17 protein-coding genes are annotated in these 19,163 nt (G+C 33.7%); 9 read left to right on the forward strand and 8 right to left on the reverse strand.

The genetic code is table 11. The annotated features are described in order from the left end of the window. Positions 1 to 122 precede the first annotated feature (122 nt). Positions 123 to 1,085: a hypothetical protein gene (locus B2741_RS12660; RefSeq protein WP_291139552.1), complete on the reverse strand. Its 963-nt coding sequence runs from the start codon at positions 1,083 to 1,085 to the stop codon at positions 123 to 125. A gap of 101 nt (positions 1,086 to 1,186) precedes the next feature. On the opposite strand from B2741_RS12660, the gene B2741_RS12665 reads away from it, so the two are divergent. The 8 genes from B2741_RS12665 (at position 1,187) to B2741_RS12700 (ending at position 11,392) form a co-directional block, all read left to right on the forward strand. Next, positions 1,187 to 1,819 carry a thymidine kinase gene (locus B2741_RS12665; protein WP_291139555.1) on the forward strand — a complete coding sequence of 211 codons (633 nt, stop codon included), beginning with the start codon at positions 1,187 to 1,189 and terminating at the stop codon, positions 1,817 to 1,819. Between the two features lies 1 nt (position 1,820). After that, positions 1,821 to 4,265, forward strand: a complete 2,445-nt coding sequence (locus B2741_RS12670; RefSeq protein WP_291139558.1) for a bifunctional UDP-N-acetylmuramoyl-tripeptide:D-alanyl-D-alanine ligase/alanine racemase — start codon at positions 1,821 to 1,823, stop codon at positions 4,263 to 4,265. Between the two features lie 66 nt (positions 4,266 to 4,331). Continuing rightward, positions 4,332 to 4,709 carry a large conductance mechanosensitive channel protein MscL gene (gene mscL / locus B2741_RS12675; protein WP_291139561.1) on the forward strand — a complete coding sequence of 126 codons (378 nt, stop codon included), beginning with the start codon at positions 4,332 to 4,334 and terminating at the stop codon, positions 4,707 to 4,709. Between the two features lie 156 nt (positions 4,710 to 4,865). Further along, a complete protein-coding gene (locus tag B2741_RS12680) occupies positions 4,866 to 5,855 on the forward strand; it encodes an aspartate-semialdehyde dehydrogenase (RefSeq protein ID WP_291139564.1) in 990 nt (329 codons plus the stop codon). 237 nt (positions 5,856 to 6,092) lie between these two features. Beyond that, a complete protein-coding gene (locus tag B2741_RS12685) occupies positions 6,093 to 6,404 on the forward strand; it encodes a hypothetical protein (protein ID WP_291139567.1) in 312 nt (103 codons plus the stop codon). 100 nt (positions 6,405 to 6,504) lie between these two features. After that, positions 6,505 to 8,706: a TonB-dependent receptor gene (locus B2741_RS12690; protein ID WP_291139570.1), complete on the forward strand. Its 2,202-nt coding sequence runs from the start codon at positions 6,505 to 6,507 to the stop codon at positions 8,704 to 8,706. 55 nt (positions 8,707 to 8,761) lie between these two features. After that, positions 8,762 to 10,864 (forward strand): prolyl oligopeptidase family serine peptidase, encoded by a 2,103-nt coding sequence (locus B2741_RS12695; protein ID WP_291139572.1) that lies wholly within the window; start codon positions 8,762 to 8,764, stop codon positions 10,862 to 10,864. A gap of 63 nt (positions 10,865 to 10,927) precedes the next feature. Then, the gene (locus B2741_RS12700) at positions 10,928 to 11,392 is read left to right on the forward strand and encodes a hypothetical protein (RefSeq protein ID WP_291139575.1); all 465 of its coding nucleotides are present in this window, start codon (positions 10,928 to 10,930) and stop codon (positions 11,390 to 11,392) included. Here B2741_RS12700 and B2741_RS12705 read toward each other — a convergent pair. From B2741_RS12705 to B2741_RS12735, 7 genes are all read right to left on the reverse strand, one after another. Further along, a complete protein-coding gene (locus tag B2741_RS12705; protein WP_291139578.1) occupies positions 11,389 to 11,832 on the reverse strand; it encodes a hypothetical protein in 444 nt (147 codons plus the stop codon). The two genes, B2741_RS12700 and B2741_RS12705, sit on opposite strands and share 4 nt — an antisense overlap. Positions 11,833 to 11,910: 78 nt before the next feature. Further along, entirely contained in the window at positions 11,911 to 12,714 is an 804-nt protein-coding gene (locus B2741_RS12710) for a TIGR00266 family protein (RefSeq protein ID WP_291139581.1), read from the reverse strand. A 106-nt stretch (positions 12,715 to 12,820) separates the two neighbouring features. Further along, the gene (locus B2741_RS12715; protein WP_291139584.1) at positions 12,821 to 13,141 is read right to left on the reverse strand and encodes a hypothetical protein; all 321 of its coding nucleotides are present in this window, start codon (positions 13,139 to 13,141) and stop codon (positions 12,821 to 12,823) included. Positions 13,142 to 13,237: 96 nt separating this feature from the next. Further along, complete coding sequence (gene mtgA / locus B2741_RS12720; RefSeq protein ID WP_291139587.1) at positions 13,238 to 13,978, reverse strand: monofunctional biosynthetic peptidoglycan transglycosylase; 741 nt, start codon at positions 13,976 to 13,978, stop codon at positions 13,238 to 13,240. A 61-nt stretch (positions 13,979 to 14,039) separates the two neighbouring features. Continuing rightward, the gene (locus B2741_RS12725; RefSeq protein ID WP_291139590.1) at positions 14,040 to 15,152 is read right to left on the reverse strand and encodes an NAD(P)/FAD-dependent oxidoreductase; all 1,113 of its coding nucleotides are present in this window, start codon (positions 15,150 to 15,152) and stop codon (positions 14,040 to 14,042) included. Further along, the gene (locus B2741_RS12730) at positions 15,152 to 15,844 is read right to left on the reverse strand and encodes a DedA family protein (protein ID WP_291139594.1); all 693 of its coding nucleotides are present in this window, start codon (positions 15,842 to 15,844) and stop codon (positions 15,152 to 15,154) included. The genes B2741_RS12725 and B2741_RS12730 overlap by 1 nt, the downstream gene beginning before the upstream one ends. Positions 15,845 to 15,846: 2 nt before the next feature. Then, positions 15,847 to 17,109, reverse strand: coding sequence for a dicarboxylate/amino acid:cation symporter (locus B2741_RS12735; protein ID WP_291139596.1), 1,263 nt, complete (start codon positions 17,107 to 17,109; stop codon positions 15,847 to 15,849). A gap of 85 nt (positions 17,110 to 17,194) precedes the next feature. On the opposite strand from B2741_RS12735, the gene B2741_RS12740 reads away from it, so the two are divergent. Then, a complete protein-coding gene (locus B2741_RS12740) occupies positions 17,195 to 19,096 on the forward strand; it encodes a S9 family peptidase (protein ID WP_291139599.1) in 1,902 nt (633 codons plus the stop codon). Positions 19,097 to 19,163 lie beyond the last annotated feature (67 nt).

Genomic DNA, 19,163 nt, shown 5'->3' on the forward strand with positions numbered 1-19,163 from the left:
TAAGTTGTTTGAAGTGAGTTGCAGAAAATGAAAAGTTCATAAAAGATTGTACGAACTAAAACGCTCTGTGTATCTCTCTAAAAAGAATCTACTTCAAAAAAACTCGATGAATCTCTGTGTTATTAACTAAACTTTTTCTCGATAATTTCCATAAAACGCGCTTCAAATTCTTCGTTGCCTTCCCAATTGTTATAATCAGGTTTTACGAAATCCAAAACAAAAGATTTTGCTTCTTCAAAACTATCAAACGTATTCAATTGCGAAATTACGCGGTTGAAATCATCCGAACTTCCGCCAAATAATTTCTTCTCAAATCCGATTCTATCGTTCAAACCAAAAGAAATCGTCTTGTTTAATCTGTCATTTAATGAGCTTATTTTTGGCTCTTGACTTACTTTTTCGAAAGTTGCTTTTACTTCTTCTTCTAATACTTTTGGAGTTTCGGCAACAGGTTCTGGTTGGATTTCTTCCTTAACTTCTTCAACTGGAATTATGTCTTCAAAAATAGTTTCTGATACTTTTTTCACCTCAACAGGAACATCTTCTACTTTTACAAAATCTAATTCTTTGTAATCGTGTACTAATAAGTCTTCAAACGAAATTTGTTTCGCTGGTTCTTCTGCTTTTGGTTCCGAAACTTCGGAATCAGCAACTGGTTCTTCTTCGATTATTTCTTCCTCAATTGGCTCTTCTTCCATTGAAGTCATCAAAACTTCTTCCTCTTCTTCATCATCTTCCACAATTAATTCTGCGATTACGACTTTTTCTTCCGTAATTGTCTCTGCAATAGTTTCTTCTACTTCTGGAGTCACTTCTACTGGAACTTCCGCTACAGTTTCAACAACTTTATCCTGAATTGGTGCATTGAAAACTTCTGTTGGTTTTCCTTCTAATTTTTCAGCTAAACCTTCTTCAGAAATTTCGTTTTTTACCAATTCGAAATTCTCTTCATAAAAACGCAAAATGGTCAATTGATCGTACAAATTTTTAGCTTCTTGCTGTAATTGAACCGTTTCTGAATGGTTTTTTAACTTTAAAATTCGGTGCGCAATACTGATTAATTCAGCGGATATTCTTTTCTTCATAACTTTAGGCTGTAGCGTTTACTATATCGATTGTTTTTTACTATTTTTGTTTTGCTTACAAATGTAGCAGAAAATAATTTTTAACGTACGAAAGATACAAAATGTTTCTCGAAAATACCGTAAATCAACAAGAACAATTTGGCTGGATTGAAGTAATTTGTGGCTCTATGTTTTCGGGTAAAACCGAAGAATTGATTCGCCGACTAAAGCGCGCTCAGTTTGCTAAACAAAAAGTAGAAATCTTCAAACCGGCTGTCGACACAAGATATCACGACGAAATGGTGGTTTCGCACGATGCCAATGAAATTCGTTCTACGCCTGTGCCAATTGCTCAAAATATTCGAATTTTAGCACAAGGTTGCGATGTGGTTGGTATTGACGAAGCGCAATTTTTCGACGAAGAAATTGTTGCCGTTTGTAATGATTTAGCCAATTCAGGAATTCGAGTTATCGTTGCCGGATTGGATATGGATTTTAAAGGAAATCCTTTCGGACCGATGCCTGCACTTATGGCTACTGCCGAATATGTAACTAAAGTTCACGCTGTTTGTACTCGCACTGGAAATTTAGCGCATTATAGTTTTAGAAAATCGGATGATAAAAGACTGGTTATGCTTGGCGAAACCGAAGAATATGAACCGTTAAGTCGTGCCGCATATTTTAAAGCCATGCGAGAAAACATGGAAGTAAAAGATGTTGAAATTGTAAACAAGCAAAAAGAAGATAATCAATAATTTGAATCTTAATATCACCCATATTATTTCGTTTTGTAAAGGCGTTTTTCACGGAAATTCGACTGAGTTTACTGCAAGTCATATTTCGATAGACAGCCGTTCGTTGCAAAATGGAAGCAATACTTTGTTTTTTGCCATCAAAGGTCAAAATCACGATGCACATTTGTATTTGGAAGAGTTGATTGCAAAAGGCGTTCGTTATTTTGTAGTCGAATATATTCCGGAACATTTATACGAAAAAGCGAATTTCATTATCGTTGAAAATTCGTTGAAAGCGTTACAACAAACTTCGATTGGGTATCGAAAACAATTCAATTTCCCATTTATTGGAATTACCGGAAGCAACGGAAAAACCATCGTAAAAGAATGGTTGAATTTCTTATTGAGTCCGAATCATTTGATTGTTCGAAATCCAAAAAGTTACAATTCACAAGTAGGAGTTCCTTTATCAATTTTAGCTATTGAAGGCAACTATGATTTAGGCATTTTTGAAGCCGGAATTTCGTTGCCCAATGAAATGTCAAACCTAGAACACATCATTCAACCGAAATATGGGATTTTAACAAATATCGGTTCGATTCATGATGAAGGTTTTTCGAATCGCGAAGCCAAAATCAAAGAGAAAATTAAACTTTTCGAAAATTGTTCCGATATTTTCTTGGAAAAAAATGCTGAAATTGAAGTTTTACTTCCAGAAAACAGTCAAAAACATACTTGGAGTTTTTCAGATGAAAGCGCGAATCTTTTCGTTTCTAAGAAAAATGAAAATGGTAAAACCGAATTAACTTTTAAAAACGCAGCCAGTACTTTTAGTGTAAATATTCCGTTTTCCGATGAAAATTCGATTGAAAATGTAATTACTTGCGTGAATTTCATGTTGTTTTTAGGCGAAGAAATTACGTTTATCCAAAATCGAGTTACTGAATTATATCCAGTAGAATTAAGACTTCAAGCTAAAAAAGGTTTCAACAATTGTTTGGTCATCGATGACAGTTATTCAGTAGATTATCAATCGTTGAAAATTGCGTTGGATTTCTTAGAACAACAAAAATTACACGATAAAAAAACGATTATTTTATCCGATATTTTCACGAGTGGAATTGCTGTTGAAACGCTTTACAATCAAGTAAAACAACTGCTTTCGAAAAATAAAATCGAGCGCATTATTACCATTGGCGAAACCATTGGAAAACAATTGAACGATTTACCAAATGTGATTTCATTTGCCACTACGCAAGAATTTTTACTGCAATTCAACACGCAATCGTTTCAAAACGAAACTATTTTAGTAAAAGGTGCGCGTGGATTTAACTTCCATGAAATTGTAGTTTTGTTGGAAGAGAAAAATCACGAAACCATTTTAGAAATCAATCTCGATGCGATTAGTCACAACCTAAATTTCTATAAATCCAAACTAAAACCAGAAACCAAAATTATGATCATGGTGAAAGCATTTGGCTACGGAAATGGCGGTTACGAAATTGCAAAATTGCTCGAACATCATAAAGTCGATTACTTAGGCGTAGCTTTTGCCGATGAAGGTATCGAATTGCGAAAAGCTGGAATTACGACTCCAATTATGGTTTTAAATCCAGAAAACAGCAGTTTTAGAGCCATGATTGCTTATAATTTAGAGCCTGAAATTTATTCGATTACAGGTTTACAAGCGTTTTTGAAAATTGCACAACACCAAAATATTTCACATTATCCGATTCATATTAAATTAGACACGGGAATGCATCGTTTAGGATTTGAACCGCATTTGATTTCCGAATTGTGTTCCTTACTAAAAAACAATAATTTCGTTAAAGTGAAAAGCGTTTTTTCGCATTTATCAGCAAGTGATGATTTGGAGTTTGATGATTTCACAAGATTACAATTTCAACGTTTTGATGCGATGTATTCCGAATTAGAGAAAGTATTACCTACGAAACCGATTCGTCATATTTTAAACACGTCTGGAATTTTCAATTATGCTGAAAAACAGATGGAAATGGTGCGATTAGGTATTGGTTTGTATGGCATTGGGAATTCAGAACAAGAATTGAAAGTGTTAGAAAATGTGAGTACTTTAAAAACTATAATTTCCCAAATTAGAGAAGTAGCTCCCGAAGAAAGCATTGGTTACAGTCGAAGATTTCGAGTGGCTCAAAAAATGAAAGTCGCAACGATTCCGATTGGTTATGCCGATGGAATAAGAAGAGCTTGGGGCAATGAAAAAGGTTTTGTTACCATCAACAATCAAAAAGCTACGATTTTAGGATCGATTTGTATGGATATGATGATGGTGGATGTTACCCATATTTCATGTAAAACCGGTGACGAAGTTATTGTTTTTGGGAAAAATCCGAAAGTAACAGAAATGGCAAGTGTTATTGGCACGATACCTTATGAAATTCTGACTGGAATTTCTCAACGTGTTAAAAGAATTTTTTACAAAAATTAACATTGTGTTAAAATTTTTGTATTTTCGTTAGTATAAAAACAAAAACTAACTCTTAAAATTAAAACTATGGGAATGATTTCAGAATTTAAAGATTTTATTGCAAAAGGTAACGCAATGGACTTGGCTGTTGGAGTAATTATTGGAGCTTCATTTGGAGCAATTGTAAACTCTTTGGTTTCAGATGTAATAACTCCAGCTTTATTAAACCCAGCTTTAAAAGCAGCTCAAGTTGAAAATTTAGCTGACTTAAAAACTGATGGAGGAATTTTATACGGTAAATTTTTAGCAGCTGTTATTAGTTTCTTAGTAATTGCTTTTGTTATTTTTATCATGGTAAAAGGAATCAACAGCATGAAGAAAAAAGAAGAAGCAGCTCCAGCGGCACCAGCAGGACCATCTCAAGAGGAATTGCTTACACAAATTAGAGATTTATTGAAAAAATAGTCGATACCGCTACATTATATATTCTAACTAAACCCCGATTCGTCGGGGTATTTTTTTACATTCCCGTTACAAATTAAAACTTTTGTTATAATTTCATCAATACTTGCTAAGTCATTTGAATATTCTATATTTTTGCATCATTAAATAACACACACAATGAGAGTAGCCGTAGTTGGCGCTACCGGAATGGTAGGCGAAATAATGCTTCAAGTATTAGCAGAACGTAATTTTCCTGTAACCGAGTTAATCCCAGTTGCTTCTGAAAAATCAGTTGGGAAAGAAATCGAATGGAAAGGGAACACCTATAAAGTGGTTGGTTTACAAACCGCTGTAGATATGAAACCGGAGATTGCTTTGTTTTCGGCAGGTGGAGAAACCTCTTTAGAATGGGCTCCAAAATTTGCTGCTGCAGGAACAACCGTAATCGATAATTCTTCCGCTTGGCGTATGGATGCTAATAAGAAATTAGTAGTTCCAGAAATCAATGCAAACGTTTTAACTAAGGAAGACAAAATTATTGCGAATCCAAACTGTTCAACGATTCAAATGGTAATGGCTTTAGCGCCTTTACATGCCAAATATGACATCAAACGTATTGTAGTTTCTACTTATCAATCTATTACTGGAACTGGTGTAAAAGCCGTGCGTCAGTTAGAAAACGAATATGCAGGCATTCAAGATGAAATGGCCTATAAATATCCAATTCACAGAAATGCCATTCCTCAATGTGATAGTTTTGAAGAAAACGGTTACACCAAAGAAGAAATGAAATTGGTTCGCGAAACGCAAAAAATCTTAAACGATAACACTATTGCGGTTACTGCAACTGCGATTCGTATCCCAGTTGTTGGCGGACACAGTGAAGCTGTAAACATTCAGTTCGAAAACGATTTTGATGTAAACGAAGTACGTCAAATTTTGCAAAATACGCCTGGTGTAACGGTTCAAGATAATTTAGACACTTATTCATATCCAATGCCTATTTACGCACAAGGAAAAGACGATGTTTTCGTAGGTAGAATCCGAAGAGATGAAAGCCAACCAAACACCATCAACATGTGGATTGTTGCTGATAACTTAAGAAAAGGAGCGGCTACGAATACGATTCAAATTGCGGAATATTTGGTAGCTAATAAATTAGTATAATTTTCTATTTGTCATTTCGACCAACGGGAGAAATCTCATAAAGTGAGCAACTAATGTGATTTCTCCTATGTCGAAATGACAAAAAAAATAGAATTGTAAAACATAACCACGAACTAGCGAATTAAATCTCACAAAACTTAAAAATTCGTTAATTCGTGGTTTCTTTTTTTCATTTCTTTTAAAAAAACTATCTTTGTGATTGTGAAAAAGAAATTACTCCATATAAACATTGGTTTGATGCTCGCAGTTTTATTTGCTGTGTGCTATCAATCAGTGCATACTTTTTCGCACGAACACCATCTTAAAACAGAATGTTGTGATGATTCGCAACATTTGACTTTAAAAACTTCTGAAAAAACAGTTACCGAAAGTGAAGATTGTCCAATTTGTGATTTCAAATTTGTGGCTTTTCTTTCACCAGAAGTTTTACACTTTGACTTTATTCCTTCGTTTTACGAAATTCCGTACCAATTCAATAGTAAGGAAACTTGCATTACTTTTGATGGAAATTCGTTCTATCTTCGTGGTCCGCCCGTTTTTATTGCTTAAATAATTTCGCTTTGTTTTCTAAACAAGGCTTCTGTTGTTGTATATCAAAAGATGTACAACACTTTGCTGTATTATTTATCAAATAAAAACAAGTTAAAAAATGAAATATCTTTTCAATATACTACTGCTATTATCTTCTATAGCGGGCTTTTCTCAATTTAAAATTAGCGGTTACGTTACCGATGCTAACAATCAAAAATTATCCGGCGTTGTTGTTCATATCGAAGAAAATAATTCTGAAACCACAACCGATGAAAACGGTTTCTATCAATTTTTATCGTTTCCGAAAGGAACTAACAAAATCATTTTTCATTTATCAGGCTACGAAACCAAAACAGAAATCGTAACTAGTAATGGAGCCGAAATCAAGTTGAACGTAATTCTGACGGAAAAAGAACTACATTTAGATGAAGTTATTGTTTCCACTTTATACAACAAAATGCAATCGCAAAATGTAATGAAAGTAGAACACGCTTCGGTAAACACTTTAAAAGAAAACGGTGCTACTTCGCTTGTTGATGGAATTGCAACGATTCCAGGAGTTTCTCAAATTTCAACAGGAAATTCTATTGGAAAACCTGTTATTCGTGGTTTGAGTGGCAATCGAGTTTTGGTGTATTCGCAAGGTGTTCGGATGGAAAATCAGCAATTTGGTGAAGAACACGGCTTAGGTTTAAACGCATCTGGAATTGAAAGTGTAGAAGTAATCAAAGGACCAGCCTCGTTATTGTATGGTTCTGATGCTTTAGGAGGTGTTATCTATTTTAATCCCGAAAAATATGCGCCTTTTCAGGAAAAATCAGCCGATTTCGAACAACAATATTTCACTAATACGCAAGGAACTTCCACTACTTTCGGATTTAAAGCTTCTCCATCGAATTTTAAGTTTTTGGTTAGAGGAAATTACACGTCGCATGCCGATTATGAAGTTCCAAATGGCAATAGAATTATCAATACGCGTTTCATCGAGAAAGATTTTAAATCGGGAATTGGCTATTCCACCTCAAAATTTTCAACCGATTTTAGATATAATTACAACAACTTAAATTTGGGTTTACCCGAAGAAGATTTAGAAAATTCTGGATTCCGAAATCCACTTTATCCAAAACAAGAAGTCGATAATCATGTGTTGAGTTTGAACCAAAAAGTGTACTTTAAGAATTCTAAAATTGAAGGTGATTTCGGCTACTCGTTAAACGACCGAAAAGAATTAGAAGCACCAGATGAAATTGCGTTATCTATGAAATTGAAAACTGCGAGTTACAATGTAAAATACTTTTTCCCAAAAATGAATCGATGGGAAAGTATCATTGGATTGCAAGGAATGGACCAAACCAATACTAATTTTGGCGAAGAATTATTGATTCCTGATGCGAATGTAAAAGATTTTGGAGCTTTTGCAACTACAAATTACAGTTGGAATTCCAATGTTTTACAAGCGGGAATTCGTTATGATAACCGAAAAATCAACACCTCAACTCACGGAATTGAAGGTGAAGAAGGTTATTTTGAAGCTATCCATAAACACTTTAATAGTTTCAATGCGTCCTTAGGTTACAAAACCGATTTATCAAGTTACATTTCAACCAGAATTAATATTGCTTCTGGATTTAGAGCGCCTAATTTATCCGAATTAACTTCAAACGGTGTTCACGAAGGAAGTAATCGTTATGAAATTGGGAACAATGATTTAGAAAACGAACAAAATTTTCAAGTCGATTTAAATTTGGAATACAAATCTGAACACTTTGAATGGTTCGTAAACGGATTTTACAATCTCATAAACAATTACATTTACATTACACCAACTGGTGCTGAAATTGACGGAAATGATGTTTACAACTATGTACAAAACAATGCGTATTTATTTGGTGGAGAAGCTGGAATTCACTTTCATCCTCATCCTTATGATTGGTTGCATTTTACCAGTAGTTTTGAAAGCGTAACAGGTAAACAGGGTGACAATTATTTACCATTAATTCCAGCCAATCAATGGAAAAACAACATTAGAGCAGAATTTGAATACCGCAATTGGTTGAAAAAAGGATTTACTTCGTTATTTTTAAATTATACTTTTGCGCAAAATAATTTAGGTAAATTTGAAACCAAAACCCATGATTATTTATTAGTCAATTTTGCAATTGGTAGTACTATCAAAATGGCTAAAACGCAATTCCGCTGGAATGTAAACGCAAACAATCTTTTGGACAAAAACTATGTTAATCATTTATCGCGTTTAAAAGCTGACGGAATCAACAATATGGGGCGAAATATAATCATGAGTTTAAATTTTGATTTATAATTAACAAATCATTCCAATTCATTTGAATATCTTTGTTTTAATCAACAAATACTATATGAAAAAAACAATAACAATATCGGCTATTGTTTGTACACTTTTTATGAACGCACAAACAAAAATCAATTATCCTGAAACAAAAAAAATCGACCATGTTGACACGTATTTTGGCGAAAAAATTAACGATCCTTATCGTTGGTTAGAAGACGACAGAAGCGCAGAAACGGAAGCTTGGGTAAAAGCTCAAAACGTGGTGACGTATGGTTATTTAGAGCAAATTCCATACAGAAATCAGCTAAAAACTAGAATGGAACAATTGTGGAATTACGAGAAAATTTCGGCTCCATTCAAAGAAGGTGATTTTACCTATTACTACAAAAATAACGGACTTCAAAATCAATCGGTTTTGTACCGAAAAGATAAAGCGGGTAAAGAAGAAATCTTTTTAGATCCAAATACATTTTCAAAAGATGGGACTACTTCGTTAGGCGGATTAAATTTCAGCAAAGACGGAAGTTTAGTTGCTTATTCTATTTCAGAAGGTGGAAGCGATTGGAGAAAAGTAATTGTAATGGAAGCTAAAACTAAGAAAATCATCGGTGATACAATTGTAGATGTGAAATTCAGTGGAGTTTCTTGGTACAAAAACGAAGGTTTCTATTATTCAAGCTACGACAAACCTATTGGTAGCGAATTATCTGCAAAAACAGACCAACACAAATTGTATTATCATAAATTAAACACTTCGCAAAAAAATGATAAATTGGTTTTTGGTGGCGATATAAAAAGAAGATATGTTGGTGGTGGCGTTTCGGAAGATGAGAAATATCTATTTATTTCGGCTGCGAATTCAACTTCTGGAAACGAGTTATATTATTTAGATTTATCAAAACCTGATGCTAAAATCGTAACGTTAATTGATGATTACGAAAATGATAATGATGTTTTAGACAACAAAGGTTCTAAAATTTATTTGGTAACGAATTACAAAGCACCAAACAAGCGTGTGGTAACTTTTGATTTATCAAATCCAACCAAAGAAAACTGGAAAGATTGCATCGCTGAAACCGAAAATGTATTGTCGCCAAACACAGGTAGCGGTTATATTTTCGCAAGTTATATGAAAGATGCTGTTTCATTCATCAAACAATATGATTACAACGGAAAACTAGTTCGTGATATTCAATTGCCAGGTGTTGGAACTGCCGGTGGTTTTGGTGGAAAAGAAAAAGAAACCACTTTGTATTTTTCGTTTACCAATTACGTAACACCAGGAACCATCTACACTTTTGACCCAAAAACAGGAAAATCGGCTATATATCAAAAACCAAAAGTTGATTTTAATTCGGCAGATTACGAGTCAAAACAAGTATTTTATACTTCAAAAGATGGCACAAAAGTTCCAATGATTATAACGTATAAAAAAGGAACTAAATTAAACGGACAAAATCCAACTGTTTTATATGGTTACGGCGGATTTAATGTAAGTTTAACTCCTGCTTTTAGTATTGCTAATGCGGTTTGGTTAGAAAATGGAGGAGTTTACGCTGTTGCAAATTTACGCGGTGGTGGAGAATACGGTAAAAAATGGCACGATGCAGGAACGCAATTGAAAAAGCAAAACGTTTTTGATGATTTCATTGCCGCTGCTGAATATTTAATTAAAGAAAAGTACACTTCTTCAGATTATTTAGCGATAAAAGGTGGTTCAAATGGTGGATTATTAGTAGGTGCAGTTATGACACAACGTCCAGATTTAGTAAAAGTGGCATTACCAGCAGTTGGTGTTTTAGATATGTTACGTTACCATACGTTTACCGCTGGAGCTGGTTGGGCTTACGATTATGGAACATCGGAACAAAGCAAGGAAATGTTTGAATACATTAAAGGATATTCACCAGTTCATAATGTAAAAGTTGGTAGAAAATATCCAGCAACGATGGTAACTACAGGCGATCATGACGATCGAGTAGTTCCTGCGCATAGCTTTAAATTTGCTGCAGAATTACAGGATAAGCAAGCAGGAGACAATCCAGTTTTAATTCGAATTGATGTAAATGCGGGTCACGGAGCAGGAAAATCGGTTGCGGCTACCATTCAAGAAAATGTGGATATGCAAGTCTTTACACTTTACAATATGGGTGTTAAAGAATTAAAATAGAAAAGTTAAAAAACTGATAAAAGAGCCTTCGGGCTCTTTTTTTATGCAATAAAACTTAAAAAGATGGGTTTTCTATTTATGAGAATTCTAGTTTTTATATTAGTCATCATTATTTCGATTGGATTACCAAGTTGTAATTCAACAATAAAAAGTGTGTATCGTGATGATTTTAGAAGTGCTTCAAAAGATGAAATTGAAAAAATTCAAAAAGAGGTAAATGCAAAAAACAGTAACAAAAGTATTTTATTTCTAACGCAAATTTACAAAGGCGAAAAAATTATCATCTCGCAAAATGGAAAAAGAATTTACTCAGAATATCCCATCACTAATTTAAACAACAGAATAGCCTCGTATTTGAGTTTTAGCAACCAACAAGATTTGGTAATTAAAGATGAAAGCTCTAAAAAAGAAATCTTAATTCCAACCAAAAAGTCAAGCAAACACAAATACATCTATCTAATGAAAAAAGTAACTAAAGGGAAATTTCAGTTTATCATAACCTATAGTAATACGCTTAGACCTATTTAATATTTCTGGCTAATTGCCACATCACCATAAAATTGCATCAATACAAAAGCGCCAATTAAGCTAGAAGCAACGCCTTCAAAAAATAATACCCCGCAATATTGAATAATATTTATTTTACCAACAAAAAAGAATGTATCCGATAATGTTGTTAAATAACTTTCTCCTCCTTTTATATAGATAAATGCAATTAACCCAACTATTCCCAGAAAAACGCCTAATGCACCTGTTATAAATCCTGAAAATAGATTTTCAAAATAGTCCATCTTACCTTTTGTGTAATTATACTTGATGGTTTTGTGAATTCCATATAAGACTATAAAAGCATTTAATGAACGTAAATAATTCTTACTTGCCAATCCTAAAAAATCCATTAGTAGGAAAAACAACCCGATTCCTAAAAAGATTAGAAATGCATTTTGTAATACTGTTTTATTTTTCATGACTTTCAAAGTTTAGATTAATAAATTTACGGTTTTTAATCTAAACTATTGAAAATCAATACATAAAAATAAGTTAAATTAAAAACGGTTATCCCCATCTAACATTCTTCCTAAGCCTCCAAGTAAGCTTCCTTCTTCTCTTCCGCTTCCACCTGCTTTAGGTGCAGATGCAATAATTCTATCTGCTAAACGGGTAAATGGTAATGATTGAATGTAAACAATTCCAGGTCCGCGAAGTGTTGCAAAGAAAACACCTTCTCCTCCAAAAATAGTGTTTTTAATGCCGCCAACAAATTCAATATCGTAATCTACGTCTTTTGTAAACCCAACCAAACAACCGGTATCAACACGAAGTAATTCACCAGATTGTAATTCTTTTCTAGCTAAAGTTCCGCCAGAATGTACGAAAGCCATTCCGTCACCTTCAATCTTTTGCATAATGAAACCCTCGCCACCAAACAATCCTGTTCCAAGTTTTTTAGTAAATTCAATTCCTACAGAAACGCCTTTTGCTGCGCATAAAAAAGAGTCTTTTTGGCAAACAAATTTTCCGCCAAATTGTTGCAAATCAATCGGAACAATTTTTCCAGGATAAGGAGAAGCGAATGAAACTTTTCGTTTTCCCATGTCTTGATTTTGGTAAGCGGTCATGAATAAACTTTCTCCAGTTAAAACTCGTTTTCCTGCTGAAAGTAATTTACCGAAAATACCAGACTGTTGTTCTTGGCTTCCGTCTCCAAAAATAGTTTCCATTTTGATGCCGTTTTCCATCATCATAAAACTTCCGGCTTCGGCAACAACCACTTCTTGAGGATCTAATTCAATTTCCACATATTGCATTTCTTCACCATAAATATGGTAATCTATTTCGTGTGCTCTCATAATTTTAGTTTTATCAATTAGTCGAACCGATGATTAAAATGTTACTATAAAAACAAAAAACCGAAAACAATTTTGCTTTCGGTTTTAACTTATAATTAGAAATTTCTTATTTCATCAACTCGGATAATTTTAAGGTTTTTCCGCACATATCGGCTGTAATTTTAAAGATTACATCCCCTTTTTTACCTTCATTTCCCCAGCGAACTTCTTTACCAACATTACAACCAATACTTGTTTTAGAACCTTTATTCAAAGACACAAAACCAGTTCCGGTGTGAATGGAAATTTTGTCTTTAGAATCATTTATAAGCGAGAAGCTTTCTCCAACAACTATTTCTGTTTTTACACTTGAAGAAGTTTCAGTATTGGTTATAGTACCAAAAGATGTTAACACGACAAAACTTGATAACAGGATAATTTTTTTCATAATTTTATAGTTTTAGTTTACTAAAAATAGTACTTTTTAATGAACTTTTATGAAAAAGTTAATGAAAAGCCTTTTTTGGTTTACGAAAGAGTAATTTTAGTAATCTAACTTTACATAGCCAATTTCTCTGCTTATTTTTCCTTTTCTGCGATTGATGTAAGAAGAAGAATTTGAAGCTTTGTATTTTCTTGGATTTGGTAAAATAGCTGCAATTCCAGCTGCTTCATATCGTGTTAAACTGGCAGCATCTTTTCGAAACCAATGTTTTGAAGCTGCTTCAGCTCCATAAACACCATCACCCATTTCGATACTATTCAAATAGACTTCCATGATGCGTTTTTTACCCCAAATTAGTTCAATTAAAACAGTGTAATATGCTTCTAATCCTTTACGAACATAACTTCTACCTTGCCAAAGGAAAACATTTTTTGCAGTTTGTTGCGAAATGGTGCTTCCGCCTTTAAGTCTTTTACCTTTAGAATTGTTTTTGTATGCTTTTTGCATAGCTTCAAAATCAAAACCCCAATGTTCCAAAAAACGTCCGTCTTCACTGGCAATTACAGCTTTTTGAAGATTTAATGAAATTTCATCTATTGGCACCCAATCATGACTACAAGTCATTTCTTTATTTTCTTTTTTATGTTCCATAGCACGAATTCCCATTAAAGGTGTAAACGGAACTGGAACAAACTTGAACAACAAAACAACTGAAAAACTAATAATGTTAAACCATAAAAAAAGTAACCAAAAGAAACGAAATATCTTTTGACCTGTAGTTCTTTTTTTTGCAGGTTTTTTTGCTGAAGTCTTTTTACTTGGAGTAGTTTTTTTTGCCATATATAAAAGCTTTGCTTTTTTAGTTTCAGGTTTAAAGTTTCAAGTTAAAGCATGAAACAATTTATATCAAATCTGCTAATTCTTGTCCGACTAAACTGCCTATTGCAACGCCCATTCCGCCCATTCTAACACCACAATACACGTTATTTGACAGTTGTTCTACAATAGGTTTTTTATGTGTCCCCACACCCATTGTACCGCTCCATCGGTGTTCGATTTCGAACTCTTCATGTGGCAAAATTACTGTTTTTAACAACTCTTCCAAACGATTTTGAATCAATTCGGTAGTATCGTGTGAAGTTGTGGTTTCGCCTACAAAATCTAAATTTCTTCCTCCACCAAAAAGAATTCTATCGTTGATATTTCTGAAATAAAAATAGCCTTTATCTAAATGAAAAGTGCCTTTAATATCTAAATTCGGAATTGGTTTTGTAATCAAAACTTGCGCTCTAGCTGGTTGTACTTGATTATTGGTTAATTGCGATGCAAAACCGTTTGTGGTAAACAACAATTTATTGGTTTTAAACGTAATTCCGTTTGTAACAACCTCAACAGTATCGCTTAATTCTTGAAAACTTGTTACAGTTTGACTGTTTAAAACAAGAATGTCGTTTTGATGTGCTTTTTTTAGTAAAGCTTGCATCATATTTCCAGTATCAATTTGCGCTTCAAACGGATTAAAAATCAAATTTTCAAATATCCCTCCAAAATTAAAACGATCTACTTCTTTTGAGAAAACATCGGTTTTAAAAAGTGGTTTTATAATATCGTTAATGAATGGAATTTTTTGAATACACTCGTTATAAAACGACTCGTCTTCTTTTAGAAATAATTCGTAACCACCATAAGGTTTCAAATCAATTACAGCATCTCCGAGATTTTTTCGGAGCAATTGTAAACCCTCATATCGTTTTTGAATCAGTTGAATAACTTCTTCTTCTGTATGCGTTTTTAAATCGTCTATGATTTCAGAAATACTACCAAAACATGCAAAACCTGCATTTTTTGTACTCGCTCCTTGAGGTAAAATGCCTTTTTCGAGAACTAAAATTTTGGCAGCCGGAAATCGTTCTCGCAACGCTAATGCGGTATGCAAACCAACTATTCCACTACCTACGACAGTAAAATCTACGTTTGAAAACCAGTTTTTTATTTCCCAATAACTGAGTTGCATTATTCCTCTGTATTTTCAGGATTTTTCTTTGCTTTAATTGCTTTCATAATCAATGGAAAAGTAGTTACTGCAATTAAAATTAGGATGATTTTTTCGATGTGCTTCTTTAAATCAATACCAAATTCTTCGTTAAAGAATCCGTACAAATAATGTCCAGCAAAAACCAAAAGAAACGACCATAAAAGCGAACTCAACACGTTGTAAAACATGAATTTACTTTTTTGCATGTGCACAATTCCGGCAATAATGGGCACGAATGTTCTAACTATTGGTAAAAAACGAGCAAAAATGATGGCTTTCCCACCGTGTTTTTCAAAAAATGCTTGTGATTCGTATAAATACTTCTTTTTGAAAAAGAAACTATCTTCTTTATTATATAAAAACTGACCACTTTTGGCACCAAACCAATAGCCAAAAATATTTCCTAAAGTTGCCGCAGTAGCAATCAATAATGCCAAAATGGTAACATTTGATAAATCGCTCGGAATCATGAAAAATGTTTCAACTAATTCACGACTATAAATTCCTGACAAAAACAAAAGACTGTCACCAGGAAGAAAAAACCCAGCAAATAAACCCGTTTCAGCAAAAACAATGAATAAAACCATGTAAATTCCAATAGGCACACCACCTACTTCCATTGTGATATAGAATTCGGGATTAAAAAGTTTGGTCCAATGAAAATCGTTCATAGCTATGCCAATTTATTTACAGATTTTGCTACAATCATAGAAACCGCTGCATCACCTGTAACGTTTACAGTAGTTCTACACATATCCAAAGGTCGGTCGATGGCAAAAATCAAGGCCAAACCTGCTTCAGGAATTCCAGCTTGTGCCAATACGATAACCAACATTACCATTCCAGCACCAGGAACAGCAGCACTTCCAATAGAAGCTAAAGTTGCTGTAACAATAATTCCTAATTGAGTAGCTAAAGATAAATCCATACCAAAAGATTGTGCAATAAAAACAGCCGCAACGGCTTGATACAAACTGGTTCCATCCATATTAATGGTAGCACCAATAGGCAAAACAAAACTTGCTACTTCATCATCAACGCCTAAATTATCAACTGTTCTTTCCATTGTAACTGGTAAAGTAGCTGCACTTGAACTAGTAGAAAAAGCTAATAATTGTGCTGGTGAAATTCCGTCAATAAAGAATCTTGGACTTTTTTTGGCAAATACTTTAACTAAAACTAAGTAAATACACATTACTAAGATTAGACCTATAATAACTGTTAAACCATACATTCCAAGTGCTTTGAATAAATCTAAACTTGGTGATTCGGCAACAATTGCGGCTAATAAGGCGAAAACTCCAAACGGTGAAAACAGCATAATTAAGTCAATCATTTTTAAGATAATTTCATTGAAACTATCAAAAAAGTCTTTAACGGGTTTTGATTTATCTTCAGGAAGTAAAATCATTGCAATTCCGAAAATAACCGCAAAGAAAATCACTTGCAACATATTTCCGTTATCAGCAGAAGCTTTAATAATATTATCAGGAACAATATCAATTAATGATTGTAATGGTCCAACTTCACTTTGTTTGTTTGCTGCTTCAATTTTTGAATTGGCATCAGCTGTATAACTTGCAACTAATTCTGTTCGTGTTTGTTCCGAAATATAACTTCCCGGCTTGATGATGTTTACGATTACCAAACCAATTGAAACTGCTAAAACCGTTGTTAAAATATATAAACCAATGGTTCTTCCACCCATTTTAGATAATTTCGAAATATCTTTTAAGTCGGAAATTCCTTTAATTAATGAAGCTAAAATCAAGGGAACAGCAATCAATTTCAATAAATTAATAAAAATGGTTCCGAATGGTTTTACCCAATCAACAATAACGTCTTTTCCCCAAGTAAATTGAATCAATATAAAAGCGAATAAAACTCCAAAAACCATTCCAAGTAATATTTGCCAGTGTAGTGCTAATTTTTTCATTATCAAGTTTGCTTTTAAGATTGTGAAAATAGGTATATTTTTTGAAAAAATTGCTACATTTAGCTTCGTTTTAAAAATAACAGATATGAAAAATTACATTTTTCTCATTTTCAGCATGATAAGCATGAGTACATTAGCACAGCAAAACCTAACTCCAGAAACCTTATGGCAATTAGGAAGAGTAACACCTTTAGGGATCTCAAAAGATGGAAAACTTTTAGTTTATAAAGTAGGAACTCCTTCTGTGGAAGAAAATAAAATCAATTCTAAATATTACACTATTCCGGTTCAAGGTGGAAATGCTACTTTGGTGGAAGATTATAAATCATTGTTGGCAGATAAAAATGTTTCTCCTGATGGAAAAAACCTTTTATTTTCGAAAGAAATAAAAGTAGAAAAGTTATTAGGGAAAGATATTTATCCAGAATTATCAAAAACTACCGCTCAAGTTTATACTGGTTTAGATTATCGTCATTGGGACACTTGGAACGATGGAACACACAACCACGTTTTTTATTCGGAAAACAAAAAAGATGCCGTTGGAATTGATATTATGCCGAACGAACCTTTTGATGCGCCTCAAAAACCTTTTGGTGGTGATGAAGACTACATTTGGTCTCCAGATGGAACAAAAATCATCTACGTTTGTAAAAAGAAAGCCGGAACAGCTTATGCAACCAGCACCAACACCGATTTATATGAATATGATTTAGCAACAAAAATCACAAAAAACCTTACCGAGGGTAATTTGGGTTACGATACACATCCAACTTTTTCTCAACAAGGCGATTTGTCTTGGTTGCAAATGAAACGCGATGGTTTTGAAGCAGACAAAAACGATATTATTGTTCGTCATAAAGGTTTAGATATTAATTTGACAGCAGGTTGGGACGGAACCGTAGATAGTTTCACTTGGAGTAAAGATGGGAAAAAAGTATATTTCATAGCTCCAATCAAAGGAACAAAACAACTTTTTGAAGTAAACTTTCCTGGTTTAACAAAAATTGCAGTTCGAGTAACTCAATTAACCGATGGCGATTTTGATGTAAATGCAATTGTTGGTTTTTCAGGAACTTCGGTTTTAGTAACTAGAAACGATATGAATCATGCTCCAGAAGTTTATTCGTATGATTTAGCTAAAAAAACTTGGAAACAAATTACCAAAGTTAATGAAGAAGCTTACGCTAAAATCAGTTCTTGTAAAACAGAAAAACGTTGGGTTACAACTACTGATGGTAAAAAAATGTTGGTTTGGGTAATTTTACCTCCAAATTTCGATAAAACTAAAAAATATCCAGCGCTTTTATACTGTCAAGGCGGACCACAAAGTGCGTTAACACAATCGTATTCTTTCCGTTGGAATTTCCAATTAATGGCTTCTCAAGGTTATGTAATTGTGGCACCAAATCGTAGAGGAATGCCAGGACACGGAACCGCTTGGAACGAACAAATTTCAGGTGATTGGGGCGGACAAGTTATGGATGATTATTTAGCTGCAATTGATGATGTTGCGAAAGAGTCGTATGTAGATAAAACTCGTTTAGGTGCTGTGGGTGCGAGTTATGGCGGATATTCTGTGTTTCAATTAGCTGGAATTCACAAAAATCGTTTCAAAACCTTCATTTCGCACTGTGGTATTTTCAATACAGAAAGTATGTACGGAACTACAGAAGAAGTATTCTTTACGAATTGGGATTCAGGTGGCGCTTATTGGGAAAAAGACAATGCTACAGCACAAAAAACCTATAACGAATTCAATCCAATTAAGTTGATCAACAACTGGAACACGCCAATATTAATTATCCAAGGCGGAAAAGATTACCGTGTGCCAATTGGACAAGGACAAGAAGCCTTCCAAGCAGCACAATTAAAAGGAATTAAAAGTAAATTCTTGTTGTTCCCTGATGAAAATCATTGGGTATTAAAACCACAAAATGCATTAGTTTGGCAAAAAGAATTTTTTGGTTGGTTGAAAGAAACGCTTTAAAAGTTCAAGGACAAGAGCAAGTTCAATTTTCAAATTGTTCTTGTTCTTGAATTTGATTTTTGACCTT

It is taken from the genome of Flavobacterium sp. UBA7663 (assembly GCF_002483315.1).
In the GTDB taxonomy this organism is placed as follows: Bacteria; Bacteroidota; Bacteroidia; order Flavobacteriales; family Flavobacteriaceae; genus Flavobacterium.

What these genes read in the sequence shown, in the direction of transcription:
- B2741_RS12660 (WP_291139552.1), bottom strand. Translation starts at nt 1,085, where the DNA reads ATGAAGAAAAGAATATCCGCTGAATTAATCAGTATTGCGCACCGAATT.
- B2741_RS12665 (WP_291139555.1), top strand. Translation starts at nt 1,187, where the DNA reads ATGTTTCTCGAAAATACCGTAAATCAACAAGAACAATTTGGCTGGATT.
- mscL (WP_291139561.1), top strand. Translation starts at nt 4,332, where the DNA reads ATGGGAATGATTTCAGAATTTAAAGATTTTATTGCAAAAGGTAACGCA.
- B2741_RS12680 (WP_291139564.1), top strand. Translation starts at nt 4,866, where the DNA reads ATGAGAGTAGCCGTAGTTGGCGCTACCGGAATGGTAGGCGAAATAATG.
- B2741_RS12685 (WP_291139567.1), top strand. Translation starts at nt 6,093, where the DNA reads ATGCTCGCAGTTTTATTTGCTGTGTGCTATCAATCAGTGCATACTTTT.
- B2741_RS12690 (WP_291139570.1), top strand. Translation starts at nt 6,505, where the DNA reads ATGAAATATCTTTTCAATATACTACTGCTATTATCTTCTATAGCGGGC.
- B2741_RS12695 (WP_291139572.1), top strand. Translation starts at nt 8,762, where the DNA reads ATGAAAAAAACAATAACAATATCGGCTATTGTTTGTACACTTTTTATG.
- B2741_RS12700 (WP_291139575.1), top strand. Translation starts at nt 10,928, where the DNA reads ATGGGTTTTCTATTTATGAGAATTCTAGTTTTTATATTAGTCATCATT.
- B2741_RS12705 (WP_291139578.1), bottom strand. Translation starts at nt 11,832, where the DNA reads ATGAAAAATAAAACAGTATTACAAAATGCATTTCTAATCTTTTTAGGA.
- B2741_RS12710 (WP_291139581.1), bottom strand. Translation starts at nt 12,714, where the DNA reads ATGAGAGCACACGAAATAGATTACCATATTTATGGTGAAGAAATGCAA.
- B2741_RS12715 (WP_291139584.1), bottom strand. Translation starts at nt 13,141, where the DNA reads ATGAAAAAAATTATCCTGTTATCAAGTTTTGTCGTGTTAACATCTTTT.
- mtgA (WP_291139587.1), bottom strand. Translation starts at nt 13,978, where the DNA reads ATGGCAAAAAAAACTACTCCAAGTAAAAAGACTTCAGCAAAAAAACCT.
- B2741_RS12725 (WP_291139590.1), bottom strand. Translation starts at nt 15,152, where the DNA reads ATGCAACTCAGTTATTGGGAAATAAAAAACTGGTTTTCAAACGTAGAT.
- B2741_RS12730 (WP_291139594.1), bottom strand. Translation starts at nt 15,844, where the DNA reads ATGAACGATTTTCATTGGACCAAACTTTTTAATCCCGAATTCTATATC.
- B2741_RS12735 (WP_291139596.1), bottom strand. Translation starts at nt 17,109, where the DNA reads ATGAAAAAATTAGCACTACACTGGCAAATATTACTTGGAATGGTTTTT.
- B2741_RS12740 (WP_291139599.1), top strand. Translation starts at nt 17,195, where the DNA reads ATGAAAAATTACATTTTTCTCATTTTCAGCATGATAAGCATGAGTACA.